The organism is Arthrobacter sp. OV608, assembly GCA_900110595.1.
Taxonomy (GTDB): domain Bacteria; phylum Actinomycetota; class Actinomycetes; order Actinomycetales; family Micrococcaceae; genus Arthrobacter.
The window spans coordinates 15,476-34,485 of the sequence record FOEZ01000024.1; the positions used below are offsets into that span (position 1 = coordinate 15,476).

Genomic DNA, 19,010 nt, shown 5'->3' on the forward strand with positions numbered 1-19,010 from the left:
CTTTCGGCCCAATAATCGCTGCATTTTGGGCCGGAAGTGACCCCGCGTTGCAATGGCGGCCGGACGACGGCGGGAACCTCCCGCCGTCGTCCGCTTCCTGGCTGCTACCGCTGTACGTGCGCGGTCAGTCCTTTGCCACGTCCAGCTCGATCACTGCCCAGGACAGGGCGGGGAGAGTTGCCCGGAGTTCGGAGCCGCTCGCCTTGGCTCCTTCCAGCGGCTTGAGCCCCACCTGGTCCGGCCTGCTTTGGGTGTTGATGGTGAAACGGTCGCCGTCTTCAGGGATTTCCAGGACCTCAGCGCGGACAACCTGGCGCGCATCAAACCCGCGAAGCGCTACTTCAATGTCCGCCGCTTCCTCAAGGCCCCGGTTAGCGAAGAACAGCGCCAGGCGGCCTGTTTCCTCGTCCCAGGTGGCACTGACATCCACCAGATCGGTGCCGCCGAAACGGGCATTTTCGTACTTGTCCGAGTCAACGGACAAGCGGAGGATCTGGCCCTTGGCCAGCTCTGCCATCCGGGCGAACGGGTGGAAAATGGTCTGCCGCCACGCCGGCCCGTTTTCCTCGCTGAAGATCGGAGCGATGACGTTGACCAGCTGCGCCTGGTTGGCGATCTTGACGCGGTCGCCGTGCCGGAGCAGCGAGTTCAGCAGGGTTCCCACCACCACGGCATCGGTCACGTTGTATTTGTCCTCGATGACCCGGGGGTGCTCGCGCCAGCCCGCTTTGGCCACGTTGTGGGGCTGGTCCTGCGTATCCAGGCCGCGCTGGTACCAGACGTTCCACTCGTCGAAGGAAAGGTTGATGTGCTTCTTGTGCTTCCCCTTCGCCCGGACGGCGTCGGCAGTGGCGATGACTGATTCGATGAAATAGTCCATGTCCACGGCGCTGGCGAGGAAGCTGCCGGCGTCACCGTCGTGCTCCTGGTAGTAGGCGTGGAGGGAGACGTAGTCCACCTCGTCATACGCGTGGGTGAGGACCGTCTGCTCCCACGCGCCGAACGTGGGCATGCCGGAGTTGGAGCTTCCGCAGGCCACCAGTTCGATGTCCGGGTCCACGAAGCGCATGGCTTTGGCGGCTTCCTGCGCCAGGCGGCCGTATTCCTCGGCGGTCTTGTGGCCGATCTGCCAGGGCCCGTCCATTTCGTTGCCCAGGCACCAGAGCTTGATGTTGAACGGATCCTTGTGGCCGTTTTTGGCGCGGAGATCGGACCAGTAGCTGCCGCCGGGGTGGTTGGCGTATTCGACGATCTCGCGGGCCGCGTCCACTCCCCTGGTGCCCAGGTTGATGGCTTCCATGATTTCCGTGCCGGCCAGGCGGGACCAGTCCACGAATTCGTGCAGGCCGAACGCGTTGGTCTCCACGGTGTGCCAGGCACCGTCCAGCCGGCGGGGACGGTCCCCGCGCGGGCCGATGCCGTCTTCCCAGTTGTAGCCGGAGACGAAGTTGCCGCCGGGATAGCGGACAACCGTGGCGCCAAGTTCTTTGACGAGCTTGAGGACGTCGAGGCGGAAGCCGTTCTCATCCGCTTCAGGGTGGCCCGGCTCGTAGATGCCGGTGTAGACGCAGCGGCCCATGTGCTCCACGAAGGAGCCAAAGAGGCGGCGGGGAACTTCGCCGATGGTGAAGTCGCGGTCGAGGGTGATCCGTGCGCGGGACATGTTGGAGTTACTCCTTGGTTGTGGGAGGTCTGTTTGAAAGCGTTGGGTTTGCTAGGCGGAAGGTGCCCGATCAGGTCCCGGCGAGGCCCGTCGTCGCAACGCCCTTGATGATCTGGCGCTGGAAGAACAGGAACACCAGGATCAGCGGCAGCGCCGCGAGCAGGGCGGACGCCATGTTCTGCGCGTACTGGATGCCGTAGGCGCTCTTGATGGTCTGCAGGCCCACCGGAAGGGTGAGGAGCGAGCCGTCGTTGGTGGCGATGAAGGGCCACAGGAAGTTGTTCCAGGCGCCGATGAACACAAAGATGGCGACGGCGGCCAGGATGGGCCGGGACAACGGCAGGATAATTTGGGTGAAGATCCGCATGCGGCTGGCGCCGTCCATCACCGCGGCTTCTTCAAGTTCGCGCGGAATCTGGTCGAAGAACTTCTTGAGCACAAACACCATGGCCGGGTGGATGACCTGCGGCAGGATGATGGCCCATGAGGTGTCGATCATGTGCAGGGCGAGCATCTGGTAGAAGAGCGGAATAATCAGGACCGGCGGCGGGACGATGATGGAGGCGATGATCACCGTCATCAGCACCTTCTTGCCCTTGAAGTCGATCCGGGACAGCGCATAGGCCACCAGTGTCGAGATCACCAGCGTGATGGCCGTGATGGCTGCCGACGTGTACAGCGAATTCCACGTCCAGAGCGGGATGTTGCCGTCCTGGAAAACCTTCACGAACGCTTCAGGAGTAAAGCCCGACGGCGGCACCCAGCTGATCTTCGGCGCTGCGGCATCCGTCTCGGTCTTGAAAGCGGTGGCGGTGGCCCAGGCGAAGGGAACCAGCCAGAGGACTGCGATCAGCGCGGCCACCACCACGGCGGCGATCTTGCCAGCGGTCATCTTCTTGCGGGGTTGGCGGATTTCCTGGCTGGTGCTGGTGCGTGACTTCGGGCGGTCGAGGGTCTGAATGGCCATGGTTATGCACTCCTGCGGCGGGTGATGGCGAACTGCATGACCGAGACGAGCACGATCAGTCCGAAGAAGATGTAGGAGATGGCTGCCGAATAGCCCAGCCGGTAGCCGGTAAACCCGGTTTCGAAGATGTACTGCACCACGGGCCGGGTTGATCCTCCGGGGCCGCCGGCTGTCATCTGGTACACCTGGTCGAAGATCTTCAGCGAGGCCAGGATCTGGAGGAGCACGATCATCACGGTGGTGGGGGTCAATTGCGGCAGGGTGATGGAGAAGAACTGCCGCCAGGCTCCGGCGCCATCCAGGGATGCCGCCTCATAGTGCTGGTGCGGGATGTTCTGCATCGCGGCCAGGTACAGCAGGAAGTTGAACCCCACTGTCCACCACAGCGTGGCGATCACGATCGCCCACATGGCCACGTTGGGGTCGTTGAGCCAGGCGACTTTGGGGATGCCGATCTTGGACAGGGCATCGTTGATGAGGCCTAGCTGCGGGTTGTACATCCAGGTGAAGAAGAGGGAGACCACGGTGGACGCGAGCAGGTAGGGGGCGAAGTAGGAGAGCCGCCACAGCCACTGCGCCGGAAGCCCGACGTTGAGCAGTGCCGCCATCACCAGGGCCACCAGTACCAGCGGGACCGTGCTGATGACCGTGAAGTAGAGGGTGTTGCCGAGTGAGCGCCACATGCCGGCGTCGGCCAGGGCTTCGGCGTAGTTGGCGAAGCCGATCAGGCTGTCATTGGCTCCGGTCAGGGACTTGCCGGTGAGGCTCATGTAGAGGCCATAAAGAAGGGGCCAGACAAGGAACACAAGGAAGAAGACCAGGAAGGGGGCGGCGAACCCCCAACCGCTGCGGTTGCTTCTGGTGAGGCTCCCGGGTTTCCGCCGGGCTGCTAGTGAAGAACTCATGAAGGACTCCTTTGTCGCTCGGGCGGTTAGACCGGGTTGGGCATGGAAAGAAGGTGGTTGGTCCGCTCTTCGAAGGCGTCCCAACCCGCAGCTGCCTTGTCGCGGCCCAGGAGGACGTTCTGCACGTTCTCCGCGAAGTAGGTCTGCCAGTCAGAACCTGATCCGCTGAACCAGGATTCGGGATCATAGGCAATCACGTCGGCTGCATTGGCGTAGTGCACCTGCGGTGTGAGGTCCTTGTAGGCCTGCGACCGGACCACGGGCTGGTACGCCGGGATGTGGCCTGCTTCAGCCCAGGAGAGTGATCCCTTGAGGACGTCGCTGACGAACTTGTAGACATCGCGGCGCTTCGCTTCGTCCACGTTCAGTTGCCGCGGAAGGACAAAGGAATGCGAGTCTGCGTAGGCGGCCGGCGTGCCGTAGAGCGTGGGAATGGTCGCGGCGTCCACCGGCAGGCCTGCCTTCTTGAGGGTGGGCAGTTCCCAGACCCCACTGAAGAGCATCCCCGAGTCGCCGCGGGCGAATTCCGCGATGCCGGTGCTGATGTCGCCGCTCTTGGCCGCGATGGTGTCATCAAAAAGCGATGCCATGAACTCCAGGGACTCAATGGCTGCGTCCCGGTCGACCTTCATCGGCTGGCCCGGCGTGAGGGTGATGTCCGCGCCGTGCTGTTTGTAAAGCGTGTAGAAGAGCCGCCACATCTGGGATCCGCTGCCCAGGTAGCCAAAGGACAGTCCATGGGCTTTGGTGACCTTCTGCATTTCCCTGGCCAGGTCCATGAACTCCTGCGGGGAAGCCACGTCCTCCAGTTGTCCGTTGCCGGCCAGGACCCCTGCTTTGCTGGCCACGTCCGTGTTGTAGAACATCACGAACGGGTGCGAATCCAGGGCGATGGAGAACACTTTGCCGTCCTGCTGGCTCTTCTCCCAGATGCGCGGGGCGAAGTCTGCACCGGTAACTCCGTGCTCTGCCAGCAAGGAGAGGTCCCACGGATCGATCAGTCCACCCGGCGCGTAACCGGGGACGCGGCTGGCATGCATGATTGCTACCTCAGGCGGACGTCCACCTGCTGAGGCCATGGCCAATTTTGTGTAATACGGGGGCCCCCAGGCCAGCACCGTGGGATTCACCTTGAACCCCGGGTTGGCCTGGTTGGCGCCGTTGATCATGGCCTGCATCTTGATGCCGTCGCCACCGGACAGCAGATGCCAGAAGCCGATATCCCGGACACCGGCGGCCTGGGCGTTTCCGCCGCACCCTGTCAGTGCGCCTGCTGCCAGGAGGCTGCCAAAGGCCGCGGTTCCCGTCAGTAACTGTCTCCGGGACAACTGCTTCCCGGGAAATACTTCAAACTGCTTCACCAATCACTCCTTTGGATGGGTCCGCTGAAAGGTCACTTCTTATTGCTCAAAACTCCGGTTCCGGCGCATCACGTTCCTAGGCCAGGGCCTCCGGGGAGTGACGCGGGTCTCACATTACATCGATGTAATGACACCTGCAAGGAAAAATTGTTAGCGCAAACAACTTGATTGCAGGCTCCCGTTTCAGCCGCCGCTGCTGTCCCGTTCCACAATCGTGTAGTCAATGGGAGCCAAGCGCTGTTCATGGCCCCTGTCCGCCATCCGCTCCGTCAGGAGGCGCAGGGCTTCCGTGGCGACAGCGCGCTTGTCAAAGGAAACGGTTGTTAGGGACGGAACGGCATAACGGCCGTCAGCAATGTCATCAAAGCCCGCCACGGCAATGTCCGCCGGAATCCGCAGGCCCTTCTTCCAGAGCACGCTCAGTGCGCCGATGGCCATGGAATCGGTGAAACAGAACAAAGCCTCCGGAAGCGGATGCGAGGCCAGGTAGGCAGTCAATGCTTCGGCGGCAGTTTCCGGCGTCCATTTTTCGCAGGGAATCAGCAGCGATTCGTCCCGATCAACACCGAGGATCCGCAACGCTTCTTCGTAACCCTGGGTTCTCTGGATCGCCGCGGCCGATCCCCTGCCCTGGGTGGTTCCGAGGATGGCAATTCGGCGGCGCCCGGGCTTCGCCAGGGCCAACGTCATGTCCCGTGCCGCCGCGAAGCTGTCCACGAACACGCGGTCGGCGAGCTTCTGCGTGACCTCGCCGAGCAGGACCACCGGCGGAAGGGCAACCCCCACCTGCACGGCGCTCTCATCGAGCACCACAGGATTGAGGATCAGCCCGTCGATGAGGTTGGTGCGGGCGCGCACCATAAGTTCGTGTTCGCGCTGGGGGTCGGAGCCGGTTTCCTCGATCTGCACCACCCAGCCCTGTTCATGCGCTACCTCGACGATGTTGTGGGCAATTTCTGCCGAGTAGGGCGTGGCAAGGTCAGGCAAAGCCAACGCAATGACACCGGATCGTCCATTGCGCAACCCCCGGGCGGAGAGGTTGGGCACGTAATCCAGATCGAGGATGGCCTGCTCCACTTTCAGCCGGGTGGCTTCACTCACCGGAACGATGCCGTTCATGACGTTAGACACCGTCTTGGGTGAAACACCGGCGCGGCGCGCGACGTCCTTGACCGTTGCGCGCACTGCTCCCCTTTCCGACCCAATAACGCCAACCCGGCAGGCAGCGGATGCCGCTCTGGTGGCTTGCTGATGATGTTACCGCCCGCTTAAGGGAGGTCCTGCCAGAACCCGTTTCAGCAGGGACTCCCTTACGCGTCCGGGAAGGCGTTGACTGGAGGAAAAGCCCGGCACATCGGCGTCGGGCGAACGATTATCAGCAAGGGAGACATGATGCATACGCGGACACTTGGGCAGGGCCTGCAGGTTTCAGCGATCGGCCTTGGCTGCATGGGAATGTCGCAGAGCTACGGCCCCAACCCCGGGGACCGCCAGGCGATGATCGGTGTGCTCCGCGATGCTGTGGAGATCGGCATCAACTTCTTCGATACCGCCGAGGTGTACGGCCCCTTCGTCAACGAGGAACTGGTCGGCGAGGCACTCGCCCCGGTCCGGGACGAGGTGGTCATCGCCACCAAGTTCGGCTGGCGGATCGAGAACGGGAAGTCCGTGGGGCTGGACAGTTCACCCGAACGGATCAAACGCGTGGCCGACGAGTCGCTGCGCCGGCTGCGGGTGGACACGCTCGACCTCTTCTACCAGCACCGCGTGGACCCCAATGTGCCCATCGAAGAGGTGGCCGGAGCCGTGGGCGAGCTCGTCCAGGCCGGAAAGGTGCGTCATTTCGGGCTGTCGGAGGCCTCCGCTGCGACCATCCGTGCCGCCCACGCCGTCTTTCCGGTGACAGCGGTGCAGAGCGAGTACTCGCTGTGGACGCGGGACCCGGAGCCGGAAGTACTGCCTGCCCTGGCAGAACTGGGCATCGGTTTTGTGCCCTTCAGCCCGCTCGGCAAGGGCTTCCTCACCGGAACCGTGGATACGGCCACACAATTCTCCGAAGGTGACGTCCGCGGCACCATCCCGCGCTTCACACCTGAGAACCGCGCCGCCAACCAGGCCTTGGTGGATCACGTGGCCGGACTCGCGGCAGCCAAAAACACCACGCCCGGGCAGATTGCACTGGCCTGGCTCCTGGCGCAGCAACCGTGGATTGTGCCGATCCCCGGGACCCGCCGTCGGGAGCGCCTCGAGGAGAACGCCGCGGCCACGGCCGTCGCGCTGTCCGCCGATGACGTGGCCGACCTCAACGCAGTCGCCGCCCGGATCGGCGTGCAGGGGAACCGCTACAACGATCTGCATCTGGGCCTCGTCGGGCGATGACCCCTAACGCCCCCTCACCCTGAGAAAAACCGACGCGGGGTCATTTCCGGCCCAATAATCGCTGCATTTTGGGCCGGAAGTGACCCCGCGTTGCAAAGGGGAGCGGACGACGGCGGGAACCTCCCGCCGTCGTCCGCTTTCTGTTTGTCAGTGGTCGCCTTCCAAGCCGGCCGCACGGGCACTGCTAGAACTGCCCGCTGGGGCCGCTGTCCTGGACTTCGCCGCGCCAGCCGCCGGTTTCCGTGCCGCGCGATTCGATGAAGTCCTTAAACTTCCGCATGTCGGCCTTCACCTGCATCTCGTCGATCTTCAGTGCCGCACCTGCCTTTTCAGTCAGGGTTTCCGGCGCCCATTCGAAATGGACCCTGACCTTCGTGTGATTGGGATCCAGCGGCGTAAACCTGATGATGCCGGCATGGGACTTGCCGTCGGTGCTGCGCCAGGCGATCCGGTCGTCCGGCTCCTGGTCGACAATTTCGGTATCGAATTCCCGCCGGACACCACCCACCTTGGTGACCCAGTGGTTGGTTGTGTCAGTCAGCTGGGTTACGGATTCCACACCGGACATAAACTGCGGAAAGGACTCGAACTGGGTCCACTGGTTGTACGCGGTCCGCACCGGTACTGCCACGTCGACTGTCTCTTCAACATGTTCCATCTGCTTCCTCCTCGTGACGGACGGCCGCAACAGCGGACCGGCAGCACTGGCCATCCTGCCAGTCAGGCAGCCGCCACCTTTTCACCATAAATCCGGCCGCTGCCGCGGGTCCAGACCCTCTGATTTCCCGGCACAGGGTTGAGAATTCCGCGGCTTCAGCCGGTAGATTTGAGCCGATGATTTCCATTGACCGGGACGATCCCGCACGGGCCGACGTCCATCAGCTCCTCCCAAGAGAGAGACGACGCCGGCTCGGATCATGGGAGTGAACCTCCGGGTGGTGTCGCCGTTTCACTTCTTGGGTATAGGGGTTACCGCACCGTTCAATACTTAGGTATTAGGGTATCGAGCGTGCCCGGAAAGAGGTACATTACTTCGTTGCGCCTACTTTCGTTTCGGGTCTACGCTTTGGCATAGCTGGCATTTAGCCGTCGTTATTTCTGGGGTCGACGCTTGCTTTACCCAGCAAAAACTTAAATTCCCCAACAGAAACAGCCGATTAACATGAAGGCTACATCCGCCGGCTTAATAACTCAGGAATTGCCAATCCACGGGACAAGCCGCAGTGCGCGTCCAACAAAATTTCCAGGCCTGATAAGGGCCAAGGGCAAGTCCTGGCGTAAATACGTGGCGGTCGCATCATCCGTTCTGGCTGTGTTCGCACTATTTACCCCACCATCGGCAAACGCCGCAGCAGCGACCATCTCTCCGACAATGGACACCTACGTTCAGGCGGACAAGGCGACCACCAACTTCGGGACCAGCATCCGTTTATCAACCGAAGGCCGCACCAATATTTGGCGGAACGCACTCCTACGGTTCGATGTCCAAGTTCCCGCCGGCCAACATGTTGTTTCGGCTAAACTGCGGGCCTATTCGGAGACCTCAACAACGTCCACTCAGTTCGTGGATGTTTTTACTACCTCCGGCGGTTGGACCGAGCGGGGAGTAACCTGGAATACCGCACCGGCGCGCGCGACTTGGCTGGGGAAGGCCGGCAGGTTCGCTGCCAACTCCTGGGTTGAGTGGGACGTTACGAAGGGCGTTGGCGCAACGGGTGGCGAGGCGAACTTCAAGCTGGAAAGCAACGCGCAGAAGTGGATCGGCTTCAAGTCCAAGGAATCCTCGAATGCCGCCCTGCGTCCACGGCTGGTAATTACCACCGCAGCTGACACAGTGACCTCCACGGAGGCTGCGGTGGCCCATGGCTGGGGCACACCTGTAACTGGCGACGAGTTCAATTACACAGGTGCACCCGATGCCACCAAGTGGACTGTTTACAACAGCCCAGGGCATGCGGGCAACGGTATCCGCAGTCCACAGCAGGTTACGGTGGACGGTTCCAAGATGGTTATCAATGGAACTCCGGATGGCACCACTGCCGGTATCGGCGCCAAATTCGCAAACCAGAAGTACGGCCGGTGGGAAATCCGCGCGGCGGGCTCCGGTGACAATGAATACCACCTGGTGTCCATTCTGTGGCCGGATAGCGAGAATTGGCCCTGCGAGGGCGAAGTTGACTACGCGGAGACGACTGGTGACTGGAGCTTAATCAAATTCTTCCACCACTACGGATGTTCAAATTCGCAAACATCGGGGACAAAGATTCTGGACGTCAGCCAGTTCCACAACTACGCGGTTGACTGGTCTCCGAGCGGGACGGTCGGCTACATCGATGGAGTTAAGTGGTTTGAGGACTACGACCCAACCCATCAGCCTCCAGCGTCGATGCACCAGACACTGCAATTGGACTGGTTCCCGGACGGCACTCCTGACGGCGCTGGCGAGATGCGGGTGGACTGGATTCGCGTATATGCGGCTGGAGCCTAGGGCGTTTCTCCCTAGGCATAGCCGAATGACGACGGCAAACAGTGACCTGACGTCACACAACGCGATCGCATCCGGATTAGGCCAAGCAACGTCCTACCCTTGACAGGTGACTTTGACTAAGATGCGTACCGCCGCCGCGAGCTCGCTCGCCGCCGCCGGTCTCCTGTTTTCCCTCGCCGCCTGCTCCGCGCCGGCCACCCAGCCCGCTGCCTCCGAACCGGCTTCCTCGGCAGCCTCCTCCCCCAGCGCCTCCGACGGACCCTGCACCGGCGTGAAGGTTATCGTCGATTCCGGCTCCCTGAAGCAGGCCGCCGCCGACAAGTCCGTGTGCGTGCCCGTGGACGCCGCCACCCCCGCGTCCAAGGTGCTCGAAGAGGCCGACATCAAAACAGTGGGCACTGAGCAGTACCCCAACGAACTGGTGTGCCGCGTGAACGGTGTCCCCGCCGCGGACTTCGACATCACCCACAAGGGCGGCACGTACCGGGAAGAATGCAAGGGCATGCCCGCCGCCTTCGCGTACTGGTCCCTCTGGACCAAGCCGGCCTCCGGTGAGTGGGCCTACGCCCAGGAAGGCCTTGCCACCCTGAAGGTGAACCCCGGAGAGAGCCTGGAACTGCTCTACACAGTCGACGGCGAACCGGCCGCCCCCAAGGCATGACCTTTCGACCCGCGCCGCTCCGCGCCGGCATTGCTCTGGCCGTCGTGTTCATCGCGGCGCGGGTCATCTACCGCGTCCTCTTCAACGGCGCCGGCATTGGCTCGCCCATCCTGCTGGACCTGCCGGCCCTGCGGCTGCCGGCCCCGTACGCCCATGTGGTCTTCCTCGGTCCTGTCTCCGGGCCCGGGCTGTGGGCGGCGGTCCTGTCCGCCCTGCCCATCGCCGGGATGTTCATCGGATTTGGCCTGCTCAACGCCTGGGTGGACGTGGCCCGCGGCTTCGTGTTCCTGGCCCGCCGGGGCCCCATGCAGGGCATAGCCCGGATGCTTGTGGTGGCATGGGCGGCTCTCCCCGCGCTGGCCGACGCCGTGACCTCCGTGCGCCTGGCGTTTCGTTTGCGGGGCGAGCGTTTTGGCCCCCGTGCCCTGGTGCCCGTGCTCGAGCGCACGCTTGAGCATGCCAGCAGGGTGGCTGCGGCTCTGGAACTGCGGGGCTTCGGGAGCCGGGCGGTACAGCAGCCTGGCAACGTTTTCGAAGCTCCACTTTTCATCCGGGACGCAGAGTTCCGGATCGGAGACGCGGCCGTCCGCGTGGCCGGATTTACCCCTGCCAGGGGCTCACTTACCGCCATTACCGGGCCCACCGGCTCCGGCAAATCCACCATCCTGCGGGGTATCGCCGGTCTCCTCTCCCACGTCGACGGTGGCGAACTTTCCGGCACCGTTCGCGCCGCCGGATCGGACCGCGCCGCCACTCCACCGCGCGATACTGCCCGCCACATCGGCGTCGTCCTGCAGAATCCCCGCGCGGCTTTTGCCAGCACCCGGGTCCGGGACGAAATCTCCCTCGCCCTTGAGCTGCGTGGCATGCCATCCACTGCCACCAAGGCCCGGGTGCAGGAAGTCGCCGAGCAGATTGGCGTGTCGGCGCTGCTGGACCGGAATCTCAGCACCCTCTCGGCGGGGGAGGCAACACTCGTCGCGATTGCCGCCGCAGTGGTGGACCATCCGGCGCTGCTGCTGGTGGATGAGCCCCTGGCCGATCTTGATACTTCAGCCCGCGCACGCGTCATCTCGGTACTTCATGCCCTCGCCCGCGACGCCGGTGTCTGCGTCATTGTCGCCGAGCACCGGGCGGAAGCGCTCGTTCCCGTTGCCGATTCCTGGTGGACCATCAACGACGGCGCCCTGGTCCCGGGTGCCGCGCCCTCCCCTTCACACCCTGTTGAGCTCCGCGAACCACCGGCAGAGCCGATGGACGTTCCTCCCGTGCTGACCGCGACCAACCTCGCGGTGCACCGCAAGGGCAAGCCGCTGGTGGGCGACGCATCCCTGACCCTGCACCGCGGTGAAGTGGTGGCCCTGGTGGGGCCCAACGGGGCCGGGAAGTCTTCCCTCTTGGTGGCACTCGCGCTAGGCGAAAGTACGGGCGGATCCACTACGTACGACGGCGGTCGGGTCGCCCTGGTGCCGGACGCCTCGGACGACCTCTTCACCAGGGATACTGTCGCGGGCGAGCTCCGCGCCGCAGAGCGGCGCCAGGCCCGGCGAAAAGGCGGAAGCCGGCCCGCGCCCGGTTCCGCGGCTGCACGACTGGCCCGTCTCCGCGGAGACGTCACGATTCCCATCGGGGACGAGCATCCCCGCGACCTTTCCGCCGGAGAACGCAGGATCCTTGCCATCGCGCTGCAGACTATGGACGATCCCCAAGTGCTCTTGATCGACGAGCCCACCCGCGGCCTCGATCCCGCGGCGCGCGCAGCAGTCTCGGCAGCACTCCGCGCCGCGGCGGACGAGGGCACTGCCGTCCTGATCGCCACGCACGACCTCAACTTTGCCCAAGGCCTTGGGGCCCGGATCCTCCCGATGAGGGACGGCGTCGCGCCCTCCTTGGAGACGGAAGCCGCCCCGGCTGATGCCGTCACTGTACAACCCGCAACAGCACCACAGATCCCCGCACCAAAGTTCAGTGAAGAACCAGCCGACTCTCACACCGCCGCGAAGCCTCGCCGCATCCGGATGCCGCGGCCCCTCGAGTTGGCAGTCCTCGGCGCTGCCAACCTTCTGGCCCTCGGTGCCTTCTGTTGGCCGCTGCTCGCCGCAGCGCTTCCGCAGGATGCCGCCGCAGCACTCCCCTACGCGGCGCTGGCCATCGCACCCCTCGCCGTCGTGGCCATCGTGCTCTCCCTCGACGGTTCGGTGAGCTCGGCACATACCGTGGCATTGCTCGGCGTCCTGGCCGCGGTAGGTTCCGCGGTGCGGGTGGCGAGTACCGGCGTCGGGGGCGTGGAGGCGGTCTTTATCCTGCTGATCCTGGCCGGGCGGGCATTCGGTGCCCGCTTCGGTATGCTCCTCGGCGCCGCCACCATCGCGGTTTCGAGTGTGCTGTGGGGCGGGATTGGGCCATGGACGCCGTTCCAGATCTTCGCCTGCGCATGGGTGGGCGCGGGTGCCGGCCTGCTCCCCCGCCGGGTGCGGGGCAAGGCCGAACTGTGGATGCTGTGCGGCTACGGCGTGGTGGCGTCGTACCTGTTCGGCCTGCTGACCAACCTATGGTTCTGGCCGTTCGCAGTGGGCGCCGGCACCGGCATCTCCTACCTGCCCGGCGCGCCGCTGGGCACCAACCTCAGCAGCTTCCTGCTGTACTCACTGGTGACGTCGACGGCGGGCTGGGACACCCTGCGCGCCATCACCACGATCATTGGCATCGCAGTGGTGGGCCGGGCCATCCTCGCCGCGTTCCGGCGCGTGAAGCCGGTCTCCAGCGCCGGCGGGCAAAAGCAGGCTCACTCCAGCCAAGCCAAAGACCGGCTTCAGCTCAGGGTCTAAGGCCCCCCCGAAAATAGTGGCAGGACCAGCCCCTTGTTGATGACGTGCTTCACGCACCCGCGTATTGGGCGGGGGCATTGGCTTCGAGTGCGGCGTTGAGTTCCTCAAGGGTGGGCGGATTCGCTCCCGGGCGCTGCACGGTGATGGCCGCGGCGGCTGCTGCGGTGTGTCCAAGCTGCTCCAGGACAGCCGGCGCGAACCCTTCGGTTCCCCGGGTGAGGAAGCCCAGGATCAGGGCGGACATGTAGGAGTCTCCGGCGCCGATGGTGTCTGCAACTGTCGTTTTCACGGCGGGGATGCTGATGGTGGCGGCGGCTGTGGTGAATTGCGAACCTTCAGCGCCTTTAGTAATGACGGTTAACCGGGTGCCCAGTCCGAGGATGTGTGCAGCGGTTTCGTCCAGGCGTTTCCCGGGGTACAGCCAGTGCGCGTCCTCGTCGCTGAGTTTGACGACGTCGGTGAGGGCAACGAGCTCTTCGAAGATGGCTTTCGCTTCGGCGTGGCTGCCGAGGAGGGCGGGCCGGATGTTGGGGTCGTAGGTGATCATGCAGTGCCGGTGTGCCTGTTCCAACAGGGCTTTTACGGCGCCGGCGCCTGGGCTAAGGAAGGTCGCGATGGATCCCGTGTGCAGGATTTTGGGGAAGTACGCGGGCGGCGTGGTGGCCAGGTCCCAGGAGATATCGAACTCGTACGTGGCAGAGCCGTCCGAAGCGAGGGTTGCTGTTGCCGACGGTGTCCGGGTGAGGGATTTCGAACCGGGCAGGAGTGTGACTCCTGCGCTGTGGAGATGTTTTTCGATGGCGGTCCCCCGGGAGTCCGGGGCGATGGCCGTCAGCAGACCCGTGGTGACGCCGAGGCGGCCGAGTCCGTAAGCGACGTTGGCCGGTGAGCCGCCCGGATGTTCCACCTGGCCGTTTGAGGTTGTGACCACGTCGATCAGCGCTTCGCCTACGACAGTGACGTCAAGTGTCGGGTGAATGTCCTGCCGGGCTGTTGTGAGGTAATCCATGGTCTGTCTCTCGTGGGGAGCTGATGGGGTGGGGCTGTTCAAGCGACGTCAGTCCGCGGACCGGTGGCCTGGTCCGCGGACTGACGTCGGGGCAAGCAGTTGATCAGGCGGTGGCTGCGCCGGTCATGATTGCCACTGCATCGGTCATGTTGTGGGATTGAGGAGTGATGGTGGCCGCACACTTGCCGAGGCGCTGGATGTGGATGCGGTCTGCCACGTCGAACACGTGGGGCATGTTGTGACTGATCAGGATGACCGGCAGGCCGCGGTCCCGGAGGTCCCGGACCAGCTGCAGGACCTGGTTGGATTCGCGCACGCCCAGTGCCGCCGTCGGCTCATCCAGCACAACAACCTTTGAACCGAATGCTGCGGCACGGGCGACCGCCACGGCCTGGCGCTGGCCGCCGGACAGGTTCTCCACGGGGACAGTGACGTCCTGGAGGGTGGAGATGCCGAGCCGGGTCAGCTCTTCCTTGGCTTTGCGGCGCATTCCTTTGGTGTCCAGTACGCGGAAGAGCTTGCCCACCGGACCGGGGATCCGCTCTTCACGACCTAGGAACAGGTTTGACGCCACATCGAGCGCCGGCGACACCGCAAGGTTCTGGTACACCGTCTCAATGCCGTGGGCACGGGCATCCTGGGGCCGCTTGAAATGCACCGGTTTGCCTGAGACAAAGAGCTCGCCGGAATCCGGGACCTCTGCTCCGGTGAGGCATTTGATCAGGGTTGATTTGCCCGCGCCGTTGTCGCCGATGATTGCCAGGACTTCGCCCGGGTACAGGTCGAGGCTGACTCCGTCCAGGCCGACGACGCGGCCGAAGGTCTTGACGAGGTTCCTGGCCTTCAGGATTGGCTCGCGGGTGGCGGTGTGCGAAGCTGCTGGTTCTGTCATGGTCATGACTTGACCTTTCGGATCCACTGGTCGATGGACACAGCGAGGATGATCAGGACGCCTACGGCGAGGGTCTGGTACAGAACGTCCAGGCCTGCGAGGGAGAGTCCGTTGCGGAAGACGCCGACGATCAGGGCGCCGAGGAGTGTGCCCCAGACGGAGCCGCGGCCGCCGAAGAGGCTGGTTCCGCCGATGACGACGGCGGTGATGGAGTCAAGGTTCAGGTCCACGCCGGCGTTGGGGCTGGCTGCGTTGGTGCGGCCGATCTGGATCCAGGCGCCGATGGCCAGGACAGCGCCGGCGGCGAGGTAGACGCTCATGAGGACTTTATTCACGGCAATGCCGGCCAGGCGGGCGGCTTCCTTGTCATCGCCCACGGCGTAGACGTGCCGGCCCCAGGCGGTCTTGCCGAGGATGAAGGCGATGGCGATGTAGAGCAGGAGCATCACGACGACCCCGGTGGAGATCCTGACGCCGCCCACCGGGAATGTGGTTCCGGTCCAGGTCAGCAGGCCCGGCATTGCCGAGCCACGCACTGTTGCTCCGTTGGAGTAAAGCAGCGTCAGGGCGATGAAGATATTCAGGGTGCCGAGGGTGACGATGAACGGAGGGAGCCGGAACCTGGTGACCAGGAATCCGTTCACGGCTCCGGCGGCGAGTCCCACGATCAGGCCTGCGAGCAGGGCAACGGGAGCGGGGAGTCCGTTGTTGACGGCGAGCTGGGCCACGACCATGGAGGACAGGATCATCACGGCTCCGACGGACAGGTCAATCCCGGCCGTGAGGATGATGAGTGTCTGGGCGATGGCCAGGGTGCCGACGACGGACACCTGCTGGGTGATCAGCGAGAGGTTTTCAACCCGCAGGAACCTGTCATTGAGCAGGCCGAACACCACCACCGCAATGAGAAGTACGAGGGCCGGGCTGAGTGCTGGGTAGCGGTGGAGGATGTTGCGTATCCGGCTGAGCGGGGTCTGGCGGTCAAGGAATTCCTCCGCCAGGTCTGCATGCCCGGCGCTTGGCGGGCCGGCGGTCTGTTGCTGGGTCACGTTGGGTCCTGATCTTCGATAATGGTTTGCTGGCGCGTAGCTATCGCGGAATTGGTGCTCCGGGGAGGCCGGAGCGGAGCGCGGCCTCCCCGGGCGCATGGCTGCGGGGTTCTACTTTCCCCAGCAGATATCGGAAGCTGCTGTGGTGGTGATGCTCTTGATGCCGTCGGCCGGCTTATCGGTGACAAGTTCGACGCCGGTGTTGTAGAAGTCCAGGCCCGCCGAGTTGGCAGGCTTGTTACCGGTCTTGGCCAGATCCACGATGGCCTTCACGCCAAGTTCGGCCATCTTGATCGGGTACTGCTGGGCAGTGGCGCCGATGACCCCGGACTTAACGTTGTTCACGCCGGTGCAGCCGCCATCAACGGAGACCACGAGCACGTCCTTCTCTTTGCCGGCGGACTTCAACGCCTCGAAGGCTCCAGCAGCGGCAGGTTCGTTGATGGTGTAAACAACGTTGACGTTCGGGTTTTTGGCGAGAAGGGTTTCCATCGCTGTGCGGCCGCCGTCCTCGTTGCCCCCGGAGGCCTGGCTGCCCACGATTTCGTACTCGCCGCCCTTGCCGCCGGTGTACTTGCCGGTCTTGGCTTCATCGCCGTTCTTCTTCTTGTCAGCGGTGTCGATGCCCAGCCCGGTCAGGAAGCCCTGGTCCCGGTTGTAGTCCACTGAGACGATCTTGTCGTCGAAGAGGTCCAGCAGCGCGATGGTGGCCTTCTTGCCGCCGAGCTGGCTCGCGGTCCACTTGCCGATCAGCTCGCCGGCGGCAAAGTTGTCCGTCGCGAACGTGATATCGGCGGCATCGGCCGGGTCCGGCGGAGTGTCCAAAGCGATGACAAACAGGCCTGCGTCCTTCGCCTTCTTCAGAGCGTCAACCACCGAGGGGCCGTTGGGTGTGATGAGGATGCCCTTGTCGCCCTTGGAGATGGCGTTTTCGATCGCCTGGATCTGCGTTTCCTCATCGCCGTCGGCCTTGCCGGCGGCCAGCTTCAGGTCAACCCCGTCTGTTTCGGCGGCCTTCTTTGCACCGTCCTGCATGGAAACGAAGAACGGGTTGGTGGTGGTCTTCACTATCAGGGAGACGCCGACCTTCTCATCCCCGGAGCCTCCGCTGGCTGAGGGGCCACTGGAACTGCCGCCACAGGCAGAAAGGCTGACCGCTCCCAACGTCAGGACCGCTCCTGCCGCGAACAGGCGGGTGGCCATTGAACGGGGTGCTTTGGAACTCAACATTGAATCTCCTGGTGTTTGAGGCCGTAACTGACCTCGACAACGATGTCATAGACGAGGTAAGCAGGATCACACGATAGAGTCAATAGGAAGAGAACGAGAAGGAGCGACTTTCTTGACAACGATGTCTGATCGTTACCAGCCACCCCTATCCCCCACCCGGCCCACCATGCGCCACGTGGCGGCGCTTGCGGGTGTCGGAATCAAAACCGTTTCACGAGTGATCAATGACGAGGCGGGGGTATCTGAGGCCACGCGGCAAAAGGTGCTCGATGCCATCGCGCAGCTCAACTACCAGCTGGACGTCACAGCCGGCAGCCTCCGCCGGGCGGGCAGGAGGACCCTGTCGGTAGGCCTCCTTCTGCCCAGTGTTTCCAACCCGTTCAGCGGCGAGATACACCGGGCCCTGGAGGATGCGCTTGGCGCCCGGGGAATAGCCGTTTTCGCCGCCAGCCTCGACGACGACCCTAAACGGGAGCAGGCCATCATCGCTGCTTTCCTCGGGAGGCGGGTCGACGGCCTTGTCCTGACACCGATCGCAAAAAACCAGGCTTACATGATCCCGGAGCACTCCAGAAACCTGCCAATGGTCTTTATTGACCGGGAGCCGGTAGGGGTGGAGGCTGATGCAGTGGTCACGGACAACGCAGTGGGCGCGGGCAAAGCGGCCTCACATCTGCTGAGGCACGGACACACCAAGTTGGCCTACCTGGGCGACCGCACAGACATCCAGACCGCGCGGGAGCGCAGGCGGGGCTTCCTCGAGGAGGTCGGCGGGGCAGGTATTCCCACCTCCGCACTACCCGTCATCGACGATCTTCATGATGAGGAAGCAGCGAGGCGGGCGGCCCTTGAACTGTTGAATTCCGAGGATCCTCCCACGGCAATCTTCTCGAGCCAGAACCTCGTCACTTTCGGAACGATGCGCGCGATGAAGGAGCTTGGCGTACATAAGCGTGTGGCACTTGTTGGTTTTGACGACTTCACTCTTGCCGACATGATGGACCCCGGGATCACTGTCATCGCTCAACACCCGGAGCGGATTGGCGTCAAGTCCGCCGAACGGCTTCTGGCCAGGATCGACGGCGACGAGCAAGCTCCCCGGACCTACATCGTCCCGTCCGAACTCATCCAAAGAGGCTCCGGCGAAATCCGCCCGCCGGCATGAACCCCTTCCCAAAGAACTTCGCCTCTGCCAAACCAACCTGAAGAGAGAGATCATGACCAAAACCTTGTATGCCGAGTTCACCGTCAAAGCCGGCAGTGAGGCCCGCGTTGCCGAAATGATGGTCGAATTGACCCGGCACGTCCGCAACGAACCAGGCAACGAATTGTTTCTTCCCTACACCCGCGAAGAGAATCCCCGGGAATACTTCGTCTTCGAGGTATACCGGGATGAAGCCGCGTTCCAGGAACACATCACCGCCGACTATGGAGCCAAGTTCAACGAGGAACTGGCCCGTCACATCGAAGGTGACGGCTCGGAGCTGACCTGGCTCAACCCGGTCCTATAGCCCAGCTGCAAACAGCGGCCCTAGGGTAGGCGTCCCCGAAGGCTTTTCCTTCAAGGACCGCCCCTTC

At 63.6% G+C, this 19,010-nt stretch carries 16 protein-coding genes; 6 read left to right on the forward strand and 10 right to left on the reverse strand.

Features of this window, described 5'->3' with window-relative positions; all coding sequences use genetic code 11:
• Positions 1-124: 124 nt before the first annotated feature.
• From arfA to BMX78_RS20380, 5 genes are all read right to left on the reverse strand, one after another.
• On the reverse strand, positions 125-1,663 hold the full coding sequence (gene arfA / locus BMX78_RS20360; RefSeq protein ID WP_091423716.1) for an arabinosylfuranosidase ArfA: 1,539 nt from the start codon (positions 1,661-1,663) through the stop codon (positions 125-127).
• 70 nt (positions 1,664-1,733) lie between these two features.
• A complete protein-coding gene (locus BMX78_RS20365; RefSeq protein WP_091423718.1) occupies positions 1,734-2,630 on the reverse strand; it encodes a carbohydrate ABC transporter permease in 897 nt (298 codons plus the stop codon).
• Between the two features lie 2 nt (positions 2,631-2,632).
• The gene (locus tag BMX78_RS20370) at positions 2,633-3,535 is read right to left on the reverse strand and encodes a carbohydrate ABC transporter permease (RefSeq protein ID WP_091423721.1); all 903 of its coding nucleotides are present in this window, start codon (positions 3,533-3,535) and stop codon (positions 2,633-2,635) included.
• A gap of 26 nt (positions 3,536-3,561) precedes the next feature.
• Positions 3,562-4,896 (reverse strand): extracellular solute-binding protein, encoded by a 1,335-nt coding sequence (locus BMX78_RS20375; RefSeq protein WP_091423724.1) that lies wholly within the window; start codon positions 4,894-4,896, stop codon positions 3,562-3,564.
• 183 nt (positions 4,897-5,079) lie between these two features.
• Positions 5,080-6,081: a LacI family DNA-binding transcriptional regulator gene (locus BMX78_RS20380; RefSeq protein ID WP_091423726.1), complete on the reverse strand. Its 1,002-nt coding sequence runs from the start codon at positions 6,079-6,081 to the stop codon at positions 5,080-5,082.
• Between the two features lie 207 nt (positions 6,082-6,288).
• Here BMX78_RS20380 and BMX78_RS20385 point away from each other — a divergent pair, with 207 nt between their 5' ends.
• Positions 6,289-7,275, forward strand: coding sequence for an aldo/keto reductase (locus BMX78_RS20385; RefSeq protein WP_091423781.1), 987 nt, complete (start codon positions 6,289-6,291; stop codon positions 7,273-7,275).
• A 184-nt stretch (positions 7,276-7,459) separates the two neighbouring features.
• Here BMX78_RS20385 and BMX78_RS20390 read toward each other — a convergent pair whose 3' ends face one another.
• On the reverse strand, positions 7,460-7,933 hold the full coding sequence (locus tag BMX78_RS20390; RefSeq protein WP_091423728.1) for an SRPBCC family protein: 474 nt from the start codon (positions 7,931-7,933) through the stop codon (positions 7,460-7,462).
• 504 nt (positions 7,934-8,437) lie between these two features.
• Between BMX78_RS20390 and BMX78_RS20395 the strand changes: the two genes are divergently transcribed.
• The 3 genes from BMX78_RS20395 (at position 8,438) to BMX78_RS20405 (ending at position 13,252) form a co-directional block, all read left to right on the forward strand.
• A complete protein-coding gene (locus tag BMX78_RS20395) occupies positions 8,438-9,763 on the forward strand; it encodes a CBM96 family carbohydrate-binding protein (RefSeq protein WP_286139190.1) in 1,326 nt (441 codons plus the stop codon).
• 106 nt (positions 9,764-9,869) lie between these two features.
• Complete coding sequence (locus tag BMX78_RS20400; RefSeq protein WP_286139191.1) at positions 9,870-10,424, forward strand: hypothetical protein; 555 nt, start codon at positions 9,870-9,872, stop codon at positions 10,422-10,424.
• A complete protein-coding gene (locus tag BMX78_RS20405) occupies positions 10,421-13,252 on the forward strand; it encodes an ATP-binding cassette domain-containing protein (protein WP_091423736.1) in 2,832 nt (943 codons plus the stop codon). Before BMX78_RS20400 ends, BMX78_RS20405 begins: the two co-directional genes overlap by 4 nt.
• Before the next feature lie 49 nt (positions 13,253-13,301).
• On the opposite strand, the gene BMX78_RS20410 is transcribed toward BMX78_RS20405, so the two are convergent.
• From BMX78_RS20410 to BMX78_RS20425, 4 genes are all read right to left on the reverse strand, one after another.
• Complete coding sequence (locus BMX78_RS20410) at positions 13,302-14,261, reverse strand: carbohydrate kinase family protein (protein ID WP_091423738.1); 960 nt, start codon at positions 14,259-14,261, stop codon at positions 13,302-13,304.
• Positions 14,262-14,364: 103 nt separating this feature from the next.
• A complete protein-coding gene (locus tag BMX78_RS20415) occupies positions 14,365-15,159 on the reverse strand; it encodes an ATP-binding cassette domain-containing protein (protein ID WP_091423741.1) in 795 nt (264 codons plus the stop codon).
• Positions 15,156-16,202 carry an ABC transporter permease gene (locus BMX78_RS20420; RefSeq protein ID WP_091423744.1) on the reverse strand — a complete coding sequence of 349 codons (1,047 nt, stop codon included), beginning with the start codon at positions 16,200-16,202 and terminating at the stop codon, positions 15,156-15,158. The genes BMX78_RS20415 and BMX78_RS20420 overlap by 4 nt, the downstream gene beginning before the upstream one ends.
• Before the next feature lie 111 nt (positions 16,203-16,313).
• Positions 16,314-17,432, reverse strand: coding sequence for a substrate-binding domain-containing protein (locus tag BMX78_RS20425; RefSeq protein ID WP_091423746.1), 1,119 nt, complete (start codon positions 17,430-17,432; stop codon positions 16,314-16,316).
• 166 nt (positions 17,433-17,598) lie between these two features.
• Between BMX78_RS20425 and BMX78_RS20430 the strand changes: the two genes are divergently transcribed.
• Positions 17,599-18,597 carry a LacI family DNA-binding transcriptional regulator gene (locus tag BMX78_RS20430; RefSeq protein WP_091423784.1) on the forward strand — a complete coding sequence of 333 codons (999 nt, stop codon included), beginning with the start codon at positions 17,599-17,601 and terminating at the stop codon, positions 18,595-18,597.
• Positions 18,598-18,649: 52 nt separating this feature from the next.
• Positions 18,650-18,943 carry a putative quinol monooxygenase gene (locus BMX78_RS20435; protein ID WP_091423749.1) on the forward strand — a complete coding sequence of 98 codons (294 nt, stop codon included), beginning with the start codon at positions 18,650-18,652 and terminating at the stop codon, positions 18,941-18,943.
• Positions 18,944-19,010 lie beyond the last annotated feature (67 nt).

What these genes read in the sequence shown, in the direction of transcription:
- arfA (WP_091423716.1), bottom strand. Translation starts at nt 1,663, where the DNA reads ATGTCCCGCGCACGGATCACCCTCGACCGCGACTTCACCATCGGCGAA.
- BMX78_RS20365 (WP_091423718.1), bottom strand. Translation starts at nt 2,630, where the DNA reads ATGGCCATTCAGACCCTCGACCGCCCGAAGTCACGCACCAGCACCAGC.
- BMX78_RS20370 (WP_091423721.1), bottom strand. Translation starts at nt 3,535, where the DNA reads ATGAGTTCTTCACTAGCAGCCCGGCGGAAACCCGGGAGCCTCACCAGA.
- BMX78_RS20385 (WP_091423781.1), top strand. Translation starts at nt 6,289, where the DNA reads ATGCATACGCGGACACTTGGGCAGGGCCTGCAGGTTTCAGCGATCGGC.
- BMX78_RS20390 (WP_091423728.1), bottom strand. Translation starts at nt 7,933, where the DNA reads ATGGAACATGTTGAAGAGACAGTCGACGTGGCAGTACCGGTGCGGACC.
- BMX78_RS20395 (WP_286139190.1), top strand. Translation starts at nt 8,438, where the DNA reads ATGAAGGCTACATCCGCCGGCTTAATAACTCAGGAATTGCCAATCCAC.
- BMX78_RS20405 (WP_091423736.1), top strand. Translation starts at nt 10,421, where the DNA reads ATGACCTTTCGACCCGCGCCGCTCCGCGCCGGCATTGCTCTGGCCGTC.
- BMX78_RS20410 (WP_091423738.1), bottom strand. Translation starts at nt 14,261, where the DNA reads ATGGATTACCTCACAACAGCCCGGCAGGACATTCACCCGACACTTGAC.
- BMX78_RS20415 (WP_091423741.1), bottom strand. Translation starts at nt 15,159, where the DNA reads ATGACCATGACAGAACCAGCAGCTTCGCACACCGCCACCCGCGAGCCA.
- BMX78_RS20425 (WP_091423746.1), bottom strand. Translation starts at nt 17,432, where the DNA reads ATGTTGAGTTCCAAAGCACCCCGTTCAATGGCCACCCGCCTGTTCGCG.
- BMX78_RS20430 (WP_091423784.1), top strand. Translation starts at nt 17,599, where the DNA reads ATGCGCCACGTGGCGGCGCTTGCGGGTGTCGGAATCAAAACCGTTTCA.
- BMX78_RS20435 (WP_091423749.1), top strand. Translation starts at nt 18,650, where the DNA reads ATGACCAAAACCTTGTATGCCGAGTTCACCGTCAAAGCCGGCAGTGAG.